Source organism: Streptomonospora arabica (assembly GCF_039531585.1).
GTDB lineage: Bacteria > Actinomycetota > Actinomycetes > Streptosporangiales > Streptosporangiaceae > Streptomonospora > Streptomonospora halophila.
Genome location: NZ_BAAAQI010000019.1, coordinates 20,107 through 32,347, shown reverse-complemented (window position 1 = coordinate 32,347; position 12,241 = coordinate 20,107). Strand labels below are relative to the sequence as shown.

General features: G+C 70.9%; 14 protein-coding genes. 7 read left to right on the top strand and 7 right to left on the bottom strand.

The window, feature by feature from the left end:
* Positions 1 to 43 precede the first annotated feature (43 nt).
* From ABD284_RS22190 to ABD284_RS22180, 3 genes are all read right to left on the bottom strand, one after another.
* Positions 44 to 442 carry an ATP-binding protein gene (locus ABD284_RS22190; protein ID WP_344147004.1) on the bottom strand — a complete coding sequence of 133 codons (399 nt, stop codon included), beginning with the start codon at positions 440 to 442 and terminating at the stop codon, positions 44 to 46.
* Between the two features lie 87 nt (positions 443 to 529).
* Positions 530 to 1,321, bottom strand: a complete 792-nt coding sequence (locus ABD284_RS22185) for a Scr1 family TA system antitoxin-like transcriptional regulator (RefSeq protein ID WP_344147001.1) — start codon at positions 1,319 to 1,321, stop codon at positions 530 to 532.
* A 44-nt stretch (positions 1,322 to 1,365) separates the two neighbouring features.
* The gene (locus ABD284_RS22180) at positions 1,366 to 1,794 is read right to left on the bottom strand and encodes a hypothetical protein (protein WP_344146998.1); all 429 of its coding nucleotides are present in this window, start codon (positions 1,792 to 1,794) and stop codon (positions 1,366 to 1,368) included.
* A 1,683-nt stretch (positions 1,795 to 3,477) separates the two neighbouring features.
* Between ABD284_RS22180 and ABD284_RS22175 the strand changes: the two genes are divergently transcribed.
* Entirely contained in the window at positions 3,478 to 3,675 is a 198-nt protein-coding gene (locus ABD284_RS22175) for a hypothetical protein (protein WP_344146995.1), read from the top strand.
* A 152-nt stretch (positions 3,676 to 3,827) separates the two neighbouring features.
* Here ABD284_RS22175 and ABD284_RS22170 read toward each other — a convergent pair whose 3' ends face one another.
* Both ABD284_RS22170 and ABD284_RS22165 read right to left on the bottom strand, forming a co-directional pair.
* On the bottom strand, positions 3,828 to 4,424 hold the full coding sequence (locus ABD284_RS22170; protein ID WP_344146992.1) for an HD domain-containing protein: 597 nt from the start codon (positions 4,422 to 4,424) through the stop codon (positions 3,828 to 3,830).
* Between the two features lie 230 nt (positions 4,425 to 4,654).
* Entirely contained in the window at positions 4,655 to 5,452 is a 798-nt protein-coding gene (locus tag ABD284_RS22165) for an SDR family NAD(P)-dependent oxidoreductase (protein WP_344146989.1), read from the bottom strand.
* Between the two features lie 171 nt (positions 5,453 to 5,623).
* Here ABD284_RS22165 and ABD284_RS22160 point away from each other — a divergent pair, with 171 nt between their 5' ends.
* The 5 genes from ABD284_RS22160 to ABD284_RS22140 all read left to right on the top strand — a co-directional run bounded on the left by ABD284_RS22160 (position 5,624) and on the right by ABD284_RS22140 (position 9,295).
* The gene (locus ABD284_RS22160) at positions 5,624 to 6,136 is read left to right on the top strand and encodes a DoxX family protein (protein ID WP_344146986.1); all 513 of its coding nucleotides are present in this window, start codon (positions 5,624 to 5,626) and stop codon (positions 6,134 to 6,136) included.
* 195 nt (positions 6,137 to 6,331) lie between these two features.
* Positions 6,332 to 7,171 carry a class I SAM-dependent methyltransferase gene (locus tag ABD284_RS22155; RefSeq protein ID WP_344146983.1) on the top strand — a complete coding sequence of 280 codons (840 nt, stop codon included), beginning with the start codon at positions 6,332 to 6,334 and terminating at the stop codon, positions 7,169 to 7,171.
* Between the two features lie 26 nt (positions 7,172 to 7,197).
* Positions 7,198 to 8,211 carry an NAD(P)H-binding protein gene (locus tag ABD284_RS22150; RefSeq protein ID WP_344146980.1) on the top strand — a complete coding sequence of 338 codons (1,014 nt, stop codon included), beginning with the start codon at positions 7,198 to 7,200 and terminating at the stop codon, positions 8,209 to 8,211.
* On the top strand, positions 8,211 to 8,849 hold the full coding sequence (locus ABD284_RS22145) for a TetR/AcrR family transcriptional regulator (RefSeq protein ID WP_344146977.1): 639 nt from the start codon (positions 8,211 to 8,213) through the stop codon (positions 8,847 to 8,849). Before ABD284_RS22150 ends, ABD284_RS22145 begins: the two co-directional genes overlap by 1 nt.
* A 56-nt stretch (positions 8,850 to 8,905) precedes the next feature.
* Complete coding sequence (locus ABD284_RS22140; protein ID WP_344146974.1) at positions 8,906 to 9,295, top strand: VOC family protein; 390 nt, start codon at positions 8,906 to 8,908, stop codon at positions 9,293 to 9,295.
* Between the two features lie 23 nt (positions 9,296 to 9,318).
* Here the strand turns inward: ABD284_RS22140 and ABD284_RS22135 are convergent, their stop codons facing one another.
* Together ABD284_RS22135 and ABD284_RS22130 are read right to left on the bottom strand one after the other, a co-directional pair.
* Entirely contained in the window at positions 9,319 to 10,041 is a 723-nt protein-coding gene (locus ABD284_RS22135) for a helix-turn-helix domain-containing protein (protein ID WP_344146971.1), read from the bottom strand.
* A 121-nt stretch (positions 10,042 to 10,162) separates the two neighbouring features.
* Positions 10,163 to 11,071, bottom strand: coding sequence for a metallophosphoesterase (locus ABD284_RS22130; protein WP_344147200.1), 909 nt, complete (start codon positions 11,069 to 11,071; stop codon positions 10,163 to 10,165).
* 508 nt (positions 11,072 to 11,579) lie between these two features.
* Here ABD284_RS22130 and ABD284_RS22125 point away from each other — a divergent pair.
* The gene (locus ABD284_RS22125; protein WP_344146968.1) at positions 11,580 to 12,035 is read left to right on the top strand and encodes a GatB/YqeY domain-containing protein; all 456 of its coding nucleotides are present in this window, start codon (positions 11,580 to 11,582) and stop codon (positions 12,033 to 12,035) included.
* The last annotated feature ends 206 nt before the right edge of the window (positions 12,036 to 12,241 follow it).

The following is a 12,241-nucleotide window of genomic DNA, read 5'->3' as shown; positions in this document are numbered from 1 at the left end:
ATGGCGTTGAACAACCGGCGCCGCCGGGGCATGCGCGGACCGGTCATGAAGGCGCGTCGGTAACCAGCTTCGCCCACACCCGCAGCCCGAACGAGTCCGGCTCGAAGCCCCATTCCTTGGACATCGCCGCGACGATGCCCAGGCCCCGCCCGTGATCGTCGCCGACGTCGAGAGCGCGCAGGGGACGAGCTGTTGGGGCGGTGTCTCCGCCGAGGTCGACCACGGCCACGTGCGCCGAGGTGGGTTCGGCGTCCACGAACACGATGAACGGGCCGCACCACTGGCCACTCAGCGAGTGCTGAACGGCGTTGGTCGCCAGCTCACTCACGACGAGTTCGGCCGATTCGGCGAGCGGATGCCCGCCCATCACGGCGCGGGTGAAGGCCCGCGCTTGCGCTACTTCGGCCGGCAGCCCGGGAAACATGCGGGACCAACTGACCATCACAACCACCACCGTCTAGAGGGCTATACACCGCAGTGCTGTGCAGCGTAAGCCACCAACAGCCAGTGATTCAACGAGTTCACTGAATCAGTGCGCCAACTCCTCGAAGTCCCGCCGGATCCGCTCGACCAGTTCACGCGCCTCGTCCCCGGTCACCGCCACCGCTTCGAGCTGGGCGTAGGCATCGACGTAGGCGGCCACGGCGTCCGGTTCAGTGATGGTCATCTGAGCCGTGAACGTCTCCACCACCACAGCCTCGTCATCGAAGACCGCGAACCCGTGCGGAGGCATCACCGGCAGCGGCACCGACCACGGCACAACCCCCAGGCGGACGTTCGGAAGTTCGCAGGCCCAGGAGACCCGGTCGAGCTGGTCGAGCATCATCGCCCCATCCGCCGGCCAGGTCCGCAACGCCCCCTCAGTCACGACGCACGCGAAATCAAGGTCTTCATCACCGATCCGATCGACCAGCCGCGAGGGGGAGGCATCGGCCGCTTGCGCGTACTCGGGAGACCTCACCGCACGCGGAACCATTCCCGATTGGAACTCCCGCACTGTGACAGCACTCCGCTCCCAGCCTCGAGCGATATCGGAAACCAACGATATACCGGAATCCGCACGACGGGTGTAATTGCTGGCATAGGCAGCCCGGATACGAGCGTGTAGGGAACCTGCCACCTCCGATCTGATCGGCAGCGCACTAACGACTTTCTCTACGGTCGAAAAATCTTCGACTCTAGAGCCGTTCTCAATTCTCGAAAGTGTGGATTGGCTTATTTTGGCCAAGCGAGCGAGCCGTCGACTGGAATAGTCGCTTTCGTTGCGAATGTTTCGAATGAAGCGCCCTATCTCATTGAGGGCATCCTTGTTGGGGTCCATATATCCCAGAGATGTAAGTGCTGTAACTGAGCTCGGTCGTTTTGTTACTTTACAAATAGAACGCTCGGGGGGTCGGTTTTTGTAAATCCATATGAAGTAACGTGATCTCCGACTTCTACATAATCCTCGGCAAATTCTGCGTCTGTGTTGATCTCCTCATCTTGGGTCTCCCATTTCGGGGCTGCGAACATCCTTCCCAGGCCAAGCCCTTCACCTCCAACATTCACAGAGACAGTCCGGTACGTATGCAGCAAAGACATGCGCTCCGAGGCTTCTGTAACCTTGAGTGGAATTTTTACTTTTCGAATCTTTCCGAGTACTTCGTCTGTCGCCTCATCCTTGACTTCTTCGGTTTCACTGCTTATTACTACAAAGATCTCCCCTACGCTGACGCCGTCGTCAGTCCCCTTGTTAATCAGCACTTCCTGATTGCTGACGATGCGCACTATGCGTCCTGACAGTCCTTCGCTCATGTTGTGACAGCTGCCCCTTCATTTTTTCGCCACGTGATTCATACTCTTTAACGGAATCGTCTACGGCCTTTTTGTCCAGATCGCCCCAGTTGTGAACCGCCGTTGTGGTCATCATGTGTACAGTGTTGACTTCCGAGTCAACTCTGTCTAGCAATCCTTCCATTCTATCGACAAGAATTCTCTTGTCGACCGGTGAGCCATTAAGTCGGAGTTTGTGAGATTGAATCAACTCCATAATCTTGTTGAGTCGCAAGAGTATGTCCAGTTGTTGTCTTATTGCGACTCGGGAATGTGTCGAGATGATTGCCCATGCTCTATCTTTTTGAAGTGTAGTGCCAAGTCTAGCGCCCGCCACTGCAACTCCTACCTGTAGGAAGGCATTAACAATGTCGGGGGGGTTGGCCGTGATGGTGATTATGGTGCATACCAATATCGCGCCGATTAAAATGGAGCTTTCTATGAATATGCGTCGAGTAATTAGCTTGGATGTAAAACTCTCCTCATGCTCATTTGAAGGTTGCCTTGCCATGCATCGTCCAGGTGGTGTAGTCGGATATGAGGCCGAATCATGGAGTTTGGTTGCCGAATTGGGCTGTATGGGATCAAGGCGACGGCGCTGTGCGCCGTCGCTGCCGCCTGCTGGGGGCGTGCTCGGGCTGCGGGCTGGCGCCCGGTCCCGAGCACGCCCCCAGCAGGCGGTTGGTCTTCTCGGACGCGTCGCCGGTCCTCGGCAAGTCTCAGCAGGCGCATCCGTGACTATGGTGACGCTCCACACCGACAATCCGTTGCCTGTTGCTGCAACTCGGGTTGATGACGTTCTCGGTCCCGAGGCACTTGGTCGCGCGACCCTGCCTGTCTTGGGTGGCCGGCACCGGCTCGACCAAGCACCTCGGACCGGGGCCGTGGTTTCTGCCGCCTGTAGTTGCCGAGTGAGCGGCGTACCGTGGCCGCAGGCGTGCACGTCCCAACGGGGATCCGACCAGGCCCGCCCTACCGCCCAGCCCCCACCCAGCGCGATACACATTCAGTGCACATGGCGCCAGGACACCCCCGGTACCGCCCGGAACCAGTAGGCATCAATCCGCCCTCCGACCAGCGCGGCTACCACCCCGCCGCAGCCCACACCAACCCCCCACTCCACGAAGAGGTCGTGGGTTCAAATCCCGCCACCCCGACGGAAAAACGGGTGTCCACCCAGGTGGGCACCCGTTTTCGTGTGTGCGGGGTCTGTGGGCCCTCTCAGCGGCCGTCGGGGTGATGGCGTGCGGGTTCATCAATCACTGGCCGCGAGCCTGGTGCGGGTCATCGGCGGCACTCGACCAAGCCCTCATCACTGCCGCATTGGGAATCGTGGTGATCGGCTTGCTGCCAGGATCGGCGGCGTCCAGCGGGCGAGGTCCAGCCACGTGTGCCTCCGCCCGGGAAGTCGCCAGGCCACCCACACGTTCCGGCTGCTGTGGCCGGCGCTGGTTGCCGCACCCTTTGAGCCTCAAGTCTCGCGTGAGCGAGATCCAGGCCTCCCGGTATGTAGGTCCAGACGGTGCAGGGCAGCTCGAGCCGTGCTCGCCGGATCCTCCTGCTGCATACTGTCCCGGGCGTACGGGCGGGGACAGGGCTTCGCGTGGGCGCGGGTGCCGTCGGCGGCGGTCGACGGGGTGACCAGTGCGAGAGAGGCGGCTCAGAATGGAGATTCCCCGATGGCTCTATATCGGGTGCGGGATGGTGGCCTTTCTCGGAAGCGGCCGGATGGCCTACGAAGCGGTCACGCTGAGCAACATGGGATTTGAACTCGGTGAGCTGTCCGTATTCATCTGGGCCGGCTTGATCTTCCTGGTGTTCGGCATCGTCGTGGTGGCTGTGGGCGTACGCAAGAAGGGGTAGGCGCCCGGGCTCCCCGGGCCCCCGCACGCCGCGGACGGGCGCCGCGGGCAGGGCCGCCATCCGGCGGGTTCCGCGCGGCCGGGCCGGCGCCGGTCCAGATCAGCCACGGCGGCGCTCGGTGGTCCGTGCTGACGGCGCCCGCGCCGGAGCGGCTAGACGACCTCGTGGCCGTGCTCCTCGTGGAACGGGCGCAGGTCGGGCTCGCCGTACTTGGCCAGCAGCGCCTTGAACCGCAGTTCCTTCTCCGCGCCGAACCTGCTCAGGCGGGCGGCGACGGTGGCGGGCGAGACGAGGACCGGGGGTCCGGCCTTGGAGTGGAACTTGTCGGCGAACATGACGAGCTCCTCCTCGACCGACTCGGCGACGTAGTCGCCGGGCGGGATGGGGAGGCCCTGCGCGCGGATGTCCTCGCGCGTGATGCCCATCCCCGTGTGGCAGGAGCAGAACCGGCCCAGGGCGTCGGGGTAACCCTGTTCGGCGAGCAGGTCGCGGCCGAGGACACCGTGGCGCACATAGCGCTCGTAGTCGAGCTTGCCCGTGCGGTCGTAGAGGCGGTAGACCCCGATGTCGTGCAGCAGGCCGCCGGCGCGCACGAGTTCCGGATCGGCGGCCTGGGGGCGGCGGGACAGCAGCTGCTCGGCAATGCCCGCGACGATGGCGCAGTGCGTGTGCACAAGGTCGAAGGCCTCGCTTGTCGGGGCGTGCTCCGCGTGCAGATCGCGGATCTCTCGGTCGCTGGGTACACGCATGCCCTCGACCCTAGCGATCCGCCGTGACCAGGTCGGCCAGGTCCCCGGTTCTTCGGCGGCCGCGGGCGAGCGCCGCCGCTGCGCGTCCCGCCCCGGTCCCCTGCCTCCCGACCACCTCCCCCGGACCGGCACCGCCTGTCCGCGGCGGGCCCCGCCCCGAGGCGCGGCATCGGCGACAGCCGCGGGCCGGGCCGCGCGAGGAGGGCGGCCCGGCCCGCGGCGGAAGGCCCTCAGGCGGTCTTCACCAGGCCGCCGTCGATGCGGTAGTCGGCCCCGGTGATGCCCGCCGCGCGCTGCGACGCAAGGAACAGGGTGAGATCCGCGACCTCCTGCGGCTCGCCCACCCGGCCCAGCGACACGGCCATGCTCTCCGGCAGCAGCCGGTCCATCACGTCCTCCACCGTGGTGCCCGCCTGCTCGGCGAGGACGTTGGCGAAGCCGTCCCCCTCGTTCGTCCACAGGGGTGTGCGCACCGGGCCGGGCGAGACCGTGTTCACCCGGATCCCGCTGGGTGCCAGCTCCTCGGCCAGGGAGCGCCCGAGGTTGGTCAGCGCGGCCTTGGCGGCGCTGTAGTGCATGATCATCGGTGCCGGCTGGCGCCCGTTGACCGAGCTGATGTTGACGATCGCGGCTCCCTCGCGTCCGGTCATCGCGGGAACGGCCGCGCGCGTCGCGCGCACGACCGAGAACAGGTTCACGTCGAAGATGCGCTGCCAGGCGTCGTCGCCGGTTCCCGTGATGCCGTCGGCGGGCTCGCTCGCGCCGACGTTGTTGACCAGCACGTCGATGCCGCCGTGGAGCTCCACGGCGGCCTCGACGAGGCGGCGGGGCCCGTCCGCCGCCGCGAGGTCGGCGTTGACGACGGCCACCCCGGCCGATTCGCTCAGTTCGGCGAGCTCGGGCGTGGTGGTGCGGCTGCCGGCGACCACCCGCGCGCTCTGGGCGGCGAGCTCCCGGGTGATGGCGAGCCCGATGCCCTTGCTGGCTCCGGTGACGACGACGACCTTGTCCTTCAGGTTGAGATCCATACGTGGAATCCTGGCCGCGCGGCTCGGCCGGTGCTGGCGGGAATCCGACCTCGAACTCGGCCGCCGGCCGCCCCCGCCCCGCTCTCCCGGCCTTCTCCGCTCCCTCCCCGGATTGGAGTCGAACGGTCAGTTCATGGGGTTCTCGGGGCGCTCCCGGGTATACGGGACAACATGGGAGTCCTACGCAAACAGCTTCAACGCCTGCTCGCAGCCCCGTTCATCGTCGACTCGGTGGAGACGCTGCGTGATCCGCACCCGCGGGCCGAGGCGCTCGCACCGGTGGTGAGCCGGGTACACGCCTCCTGCCCGTGGATCCCGGACAACCCGGCGCTCGTGGTGCGCGCCCAGGCCGTGGCCGGCGTCGGCGCGGGAACCATGCTGCTGCTCGGCAAGGGGAGGCGCGCGGCCAGCCTGGTGCTCGCAGCGCAGGCCGTCCCGTCGCTGGTCGCGGCGGCGCAGGGCAAGGTCTGGGACTCCGCCGGGCGCGACTCCGCGGTCAAGGACATCGGGCTGCTCGGCGCCCTGGTGCTGACCGCGACCGAGCCGCGGCGGCGGCCGCCCAAGGTGGTCCACGACGTCCGGCACGCGGCCCGCGACGCGCGCAAGTCGGCGTCGCGGGCAGGCAAGACCGCGGGCCGCAAGGCGCGCGGCGCCGCGCCCAAGCTGCCGACCGGCGGGCACTGATCCGGCACCTTCCTTCGCACCGGCCCCGTGCCGCCGGGGCGGCCGCGACGACCGGCCGCCCCGGGCGCGGGGCCGTTCTCGTGCGCTGAAGCCGCCCCTCGGGCCCGGGCTTGACGCGCGCACCGTGATGCGCTCATTATGAACGTACGTTCATGAACAACGGTTCATTTTAATTCCACGCCAAGGAGCGCCGCCATGCACGAGGCCGTCGACACCGACCAGTTCCGCGCCTGGAACGGCTACGAAGGCCGGCACTGGGCGGACCACCACGAGCGCTACGAGGCGGTGAACGGGGGTTTCAACGGACACCTGCTGGAGGCGGCGGCCATCGGGCCCGACGCCCGCGTGCTCGACGTCGGCTGCGGAAACGGCGGCGTCACCCGGCTCGCCGCCCGCGCCGCCCACCGCGGCGACGCCCTGGGCGTCGACCTGTCCGCGCCCATGCTCGCCCGCGCCCGCGCACTCGCCGCCGACGAGGGCGTCGCCAACGCCGCGTTCGAGCAGGGCGACGCGCAGTCGCACCCGTTCCCGGCCGCGGCCTTCGACACCGCTGTCAGCCGCTTCGGCGTGATGTTCTTCGCCGACCCCGCGGCCGCCTTCGCCAACATCGCCCGCGCCCTGCGCCCCGGCGCACGCCTGGCGTTCCTCTCGATGCGCGGACTGGGCGGGAGCGACTTCGGCGACGTCTTCGCGGCGATGTCGGCCGTGCTGCCGCCCGGCGCCGCCGACGGGGTGGGCGATACAGCGGTCTCCTTCGCCGATCCCGAGCGGGTCCGCGAGGTCCTGCACGGCGCCGGCTTCAGCGGTACGGAGATCACCGCCGTCGACGCCGAACAGGTGTGGGGCGCCGACCCCGCCGACGCGGCCGGCTTCCTGTGCGGGTGGGGCCCCGTGCAGCACATCCTCCGCGGCCTCGAACCGGCGGCGGCCGACCGCGCGTGCGAGGCCGCCGAGGAGGCCTTCCGCCCCTTCGCCCGATCGGGTGCGGTCCGGCTGCGGGGCACCGCCTGGCTCGCCACCGCGACCCGCCCCTGACGCACCACCGAGAGAAGGACGGCACCATGGAACGGATCACCGTGATCGGCGGTTCCGGCGCGGTCGGCCGCGAGGTCTGCGCGGCGCTGCGGCGCGTGTACCCGGGCGAGGTGGTCGCCGTCGGCCGCGACCCGGCGAAGCTGGACACCCTCCCCGGGGTCCGCGCGCTGCCGGCGGACATCACCCGCGACGAGGGGCTCACCCGCGCGCTCGACGGCGCCGATGCCGTCGTGATGTGCACCGAGCAGGACGGCGGCCGCGTCGCCCGCGCGTGCCTGGAGCGCGGCATGGGATACGTGGACGTCTCCGCGTCCGCTCCGCGGCTGCGCGCCGTCGCCGCCCTCGACGGGCTCGCGCGCCGACGCGGCGCGACCGCCGTGCTCAGCGTCGGCCTCGCTCCCGGTGCGACCAACCTGCTCGCGCGAAGCGCCACCGACGCCGGCGGTGCCGGGCCGATCCGCATCGGCGTGCTGGTGGGCGCCGGAGAGCACCACGGCCCGGGGGCCCTCGACTGGATCCTCGACAGCATGGAGCAGGCCGGCGGCCCGTCGCGGCTCCGCTTCCCGCCTCCCTACGGCGTGCGCACCGCCTACCGGTTCCCGTTCAGCGACCAGTACACGCTGCCCGAAACCTTGGGGGCACCCGCGGCCGAGACCGCACTGTGCCTGGACACCCGCGTGCTCACCCCGCTCCTGGCGACGGCGCGGCGGCCCGTCGCCGCCCGGCTGCTGCGCCGTCCCCGCGTCCGCGCCGCGGTGCGCCGGGCGCTGCTGCGGGTGCACGCGGGCGGCGACGGCTTCGCGGTGACCGCCGCCCGGGGGCCGGTCACGGCCTGGTTCAGCGGGCGGTCGCAGAGCCGGGCGAGCGGGGTGGCCGCCGCGCTGGCGGCCGGTCGGCTGCCCGGCCTGGCGCCGGGCGTGCACCACATCGAGCAGGCCGTCGAGCCGGTCGGGTTCCTCACCGAGCTCGCGGGACACGGCTTCGAGCTCGGACTCCCCGAAGGAGTCCTCGGGCCGGGCTCGCACTACGATGCCCAGTGATGTCACCCAGAACAGCCGCCGCGCTGCGCGGCCAGGAGGGCGAACCCACCCTGCGCGAGCACCTCCTGGCCACCGCCGAGCGCCTGGTCGCCGAGCGCGGCGCCGCGGGTCTCACCGTGCGCGACATCGCCCGGGAGGCCGGGGTCGCCGCCGGCGTCCTCTACAACCACTTCGCCGACAAGGAGGAGCTCCTCGCCCGGGCGCTGCACGCCCATGCCGCCAACGCGGCGCGCGCGGTCGGCGAGGTGCCCGCCGCCGGAACCGGCACCGTCGAGGACAACCTGCGGGCGCTGCTGCGGTACGCGATCGCGGTGCACACCGCCGTGCTCCCCGCCTTCGCGGGCGCCGCCGCCCACCCCCGGGTGCTGGAGCGCTTCACCGAGCTGCTCCGCGGCAGCGCGGGCGGCGCCGACCTGCGCGCCGTGCTCGCCGACTACCTGCGCTCCGAGCAGCGGCTGGGGCGCGTCGCGGCCGGCGCCCGGCCCGAGGCCGTGGCGACGATGCTCGTGGGCACCTGCCATGAGCTGGTGCTGCCGCCCCTGCCCACCGTCCCACCAACGGCGGCACCCGCCGACGTTCCGCCGGAACTGATCGACGACCTGGTGGCCACGGTGATCGACGGCGTCCGCCCCCGCTGACACGGGTGTCCGAAACCTTCAAGACGGCGGCCGCCGCCTCGTCTAGCGTCGACCTCATGACAGCAGCATTCAGCGCGGTCGGAATCGTCACCGCCGACATGGGCGCGTCACTGGCGTTCTACCGCCGTATCGGAATGGACATCCCCGCCGGGGCCGAGAGCATGCCGCACGTCGAGGTCGAGCTCCCGGGCGGCCTGCGCATCCTGTGGGACACGGTCGAGACGGTGCGGTCCTTCATACCCGACTGGGAGCCGGCCTCCGGCGGCGGGCTGGCGCTCGCCTTCGCCTGCGACGGGCCCCGAGGCGTGGACCGCCTCTACGCGGACCTCACCGGGGCCGGTTACACGGGGCTCCGCAGCCCCTGGGACGCCGTGTGGGGCCAGCGCTACGCCGTCGTCTGCGACCCGGACGGGCACTGGGTGGACCTCTTCGCACCTGTGGAGTGAGGAGCCCGCGGGTGCGGGGAGGCCTACCGGGTGACGGGCCCGCTTGTACCGCCGGCCTGGCCCGCCCGTCCGGTGAGCACGCTCAGCGGGTCCCCGGCCAGCTCCCTGGCCTCGCGGGCGAGGTGCGCCTGGTCGGCGTAGCCGGCCGCCGCCGCCACCTCGGCGAAGGGCGTGCCCTCCCGCGCCGCCGCGAGGGCGCGGTCGAACCGGAGGATGCGCCGCAGAGTCCGGGGGCCGTAGCCGAAGGCCGCCAGACTCCTGCGGTGCAGGCGGCGCGGGCTCAGCCCGGTCGCCTCGGCGGCGCGTGCCACCGACGCGCCGGCATCCAGCAGCGCGGCGACCTCCCGCATCACGGGATCGGCTCCGCCCGTTGCGGCGAGCCGCCGGGCGGCCGCCCGCTCCAGGAGCTTGCCCGGGTCCGCCGCCAGCGCCACCGCCTCGCCGAGTCTGCGCGCCTCGTCCGCGCGCCACAGGTCCTCCAGCGGCACCCGCCGGTCGCGCAGCTCGTGCGCCGGCACGCCCAGCGCCGCCGGACCGGCGCCCGGCGGCAGCCGCAGCCCGACGAAGACGACCCCCGGTCTCCAGTCGGCGAAGTAGGCGGCGGTGTCGGGCCCGGCGGCCAGGAGCCCGCCGCCGTCCCAGACCAGGTCCATGCAGCCGTCCGGCACCACCCGGTGCAGGTCGCCGTCCTCGGCCGCCCCGGTCCACACGACCCCTCCGGTCGCCGACGCGCGCTCGCGGTACATGACCCCATTCTCCTCCCGCGCACCGGGCGAGGGCAGGGGGATCGCGGCTCCGCGTTCGCGGCGGCGGGCGGCCGCACCGGGTGCCTTGCTCCGGACGGCCCGACGACCGCCGCGGGCGCGCCTACTGCTGGGCGACCAGGTCGAGCAGCGTCGCCTCGGGCCGGCAGCAGAAGCGGGCGGGGGCCGTGGGCGAGGTGCCCAACCCGCCGGAGACGTGCAGCCAGGTGCCCGCATAGCGGTGCAGCCCCCAGGCGCGGCGGCGGTCGATGCCGCAGTTGGTGACCAGGGTGCCGTAGAAGGGCAGGCACAGCTGCCCGCCGTGGGTATGCCCGGCGAGGAGCAGTTGGTAGCCGTCGGCGGCGAAGCGGTTGAGGTTGGCCGGCTCGGGCGAGTGCAGGACGCCCACCCGCAGGTCGGCCTCCGCGTCGGCGGTCCCGGCGACGTCGTCGTAGCGGTCCAGCCCGATGTGGGAGTCGGAGACCCCGGCCGCGGCGATGTCGCGCCCGTCCGCCTTGAGCACGGCCTTGCGGTTGTTCAGGTCCAGCCAGCCCCGCTCGCTCATGGCCTCGCCCAGCTCGCGCCAGGGCAAGTCGGGGACCTTGCGCTTGGCGTAGTCCGAGCCGCTGCTTCGCCACAGGTAGCGGGCGGGGTTCTTGATCTGCGGCGAGTACAGGTCGTTGGATCCGAACACGAATGCGCCCGGCCGGTCCAGCAGCGGGCCCAGCGCCGAAATGAACGGCTCGACGGCGTCCGGGTGGGCGATGGAGTCGCCCGTGTTGACCACGAAGTCGGGGTCGTAGGCCTCCAGCCCGCGCAGCCAGTCCAGCAGCATGTGCCGCCCCGGCGTCAGGTGCGTGTCGGAGATGTGCAGGATGCGCAGCCGGGAGCTGCCCGGGTCAAGGAGGGGAAGCTCGTAGTGGCGCAGCCGGAACCAGTTGCGTTCGATCACCGAGGCGTAGACGACCCCGGCGAGCCCGACCGCACCCGTGACCGCGGCCGCCCGTCCGGCCGTCCGCAGCGTCTTCCGCATCCTCGTCACCGTCACGGCACCTCCCGCTTCCGATGGTGTCAGACATCGCGACCGGATGCGCCCGCCGAGCGGGCCTCCGGGCCCGCGGGCGGCGCGGAGCGGGCGCCCGCACCCGCGTCCCGCTTAACGCTGCGGGCTCGCGGTCGTCCGGGACGCCTGCCGCCGCTCCGCCGGGCGATCCGGCGGCCGCGGCCGGGTGCCCGCTGAGCGGTCAGGTGTTACGGATCCGGGACCGCAGCGTCGGCGTCGCCCGGACGTGGTCGATTTTGCACGGGGTGGCGCGGACGGAGCCGCGGAGCGCACCGGGACCGGGACGGGATCCGGCGCGGCCGGCGCTGCCCGACCCCGACCCCGATCCCTGAAGCCGAGCTGATGAGCGCGCTGGGCGCGCTCGACGACGCCGAGCGGGGAGGCCTTCCGCGCGCTCCTGGGCGGGGGCGGCAACGCCTGACACGGGCGCGAGCAATACGCTCGCAGCCCCGCAGACCGCCGCCGTATGATCGCTGCCATGGCCGAACTCAAGGACCGCCTCCAGACCGACCTCACCGCAGCGATGAAGGCGCGCGACGACGTCCGCACCCGCACCCTGCGCAGCGTGCTCGCCGCGATCTCCACGGAGGAGGTCTCCGGCCAGGCGGCGCGCGAGCTCCGCGACGAGGACGTCGTCCGCGTGATCACCCGTGAGGCGAAGAAGCGCCGCGAGGCCGCCGACGCGTTCGAGGAGGGCGGCCGCACCGTCCAGGCCGCGGCCGAGCGCGCCGAGGGCGACGTGCTCGCCGACTATCTGCCCCGCCAGCTCGGCGACGACGAGCTCCGCGACCTGGTCGCCGCCGTCATCGCCGAGACCGGTGCCGAGGGCCCCAAGGCCATGGGCCAGGTCATGAAGCAGGTGACTCCGCGGGTGGCCGGCCGCGCCGAGGGCGGCCGCGTCGCCGCCGAGGTCAAGCGCCAGCTCACCGCTTAGGCCGTTTGACGGGTCCGTCCGTAGTGGGCGGCGCAATCGGGTGCCCCTCGCTCCAGGCGCGAAGCGCCGATTCTGCTGCGCGGGCGGGACCGGTGTCGCTCTCGCGCGGCCGGGGAGCGAGCCGGGGCGGGGATCTTCTGCCGACTGACGGGAGCGCAGGGAGCGGTGCCGGGGCGCCGCGCAGTAGGAGTGATTCGGCGAGCACG

Excerpts from the sequence above, each read along its gene's own strand:
- ABD284_RS22125 (WP_344146968.1), top strand. The coding sequence starts at position 11,580 with ATGGCCGAACTCAAGGACCGCCTCCAGACCGACCTCACCGCAGCGATG.
- ABD284_RS22130 (WP_344147200.1), bottom strand. The coding sequence starts at position 11,071 with ATGCGGAAGACGCTGCGGACGGCCGGACGGGCGGCCGCGGTCACGGGT.
- ABD284_RS22190 (WP_344147004.1), bottom strand. The coding sequence starts at position 442 with ATGGTCAGTTGGTCCCGCATGTTTCCCGGGCTGCCGGCCGAAGTAGCG.
- ABD284_RS22185 (WP_344147001.1), bottom strand. The coding sequence starts at position 1,321 with ATGGACCCCAACAAGGATGCCCTCAATGAGATAGGGCGCTTCATTCGA.
- ABD284_RS22140 (WP_344146974.1), top strand. The coding sequence starts at position 8,906 with ATGACAGCAGCATTCAGCGCGGTCGGAATCGTCACCGCCGACATGGGC.
- ABD284_RS22160 (WP_344146986.1), top strand. The coding sequence starts at position 5,624 with ATGGGAGTCCTACGCAAACAGCTTCAACGCCTGCTCGCAGCCCCGTTC.
- ABD284_RS22180 (WP_344146998.1), bottom strand. The coding sequence starts at position 1,794 with ATGAGCGAAGGACTGTCAGGACGCATAGTGCGCATCGTCAGCAATCAG.
- ABD284_RS22150 (WP_344146980.1), top strand. The coding sequence starts at position 7,198 with ATGGAACGGATCACCGTGATCGGCGGTTCCGGCGCGGTCGGCCGCGAG.
- ABD284_RS22145 (WP_344146977.1), top strand. The coding sequence starts at position 8,211 with ATGTCACCCAGAACAGCCGCCGCGCTGCGCGGCCAGGAGGGCGAACCC.
- ABD284_RS22135 (WP_344146971.1), bottom strand. The coding sequence starts at position 10,041 with ATGTACCGCGAGCGCGCGTCGGCGACCGGAGGGGTCGTGTGGACCGGG.
- ABD284_RS22165 (WP_344146989.1), bottom strand. The coding sequence starts at position 5,452 with ATGGATCTCAACCTGAAGGACAAGGTCGTCGTCGTCACCGGAGCCAGC.
- ABD284_RS22155 (WP_344146983.1), top strand. The coding sequence starts at position 6,332 with ATGCACGAGGCCGTCGACACCGACCAGTTCCGCGCCTGGAACGGCTAC.
- ABD284_RS22175 (WP_344146995.1), top strand. The coding sequence starts at position 3,478 with ATGGAGATTCCCCGATGGCTCTATATCGGGTGCGGGATGGTGGCCTTT.
- ABD284_RS22170 (WP_344146992.1), bottom strand. The coding sequence starts at position 4,424 with ATGCGTGTACCCAGCGACCGAGAGATCCGCGATCTGCACGCGGAGCAC.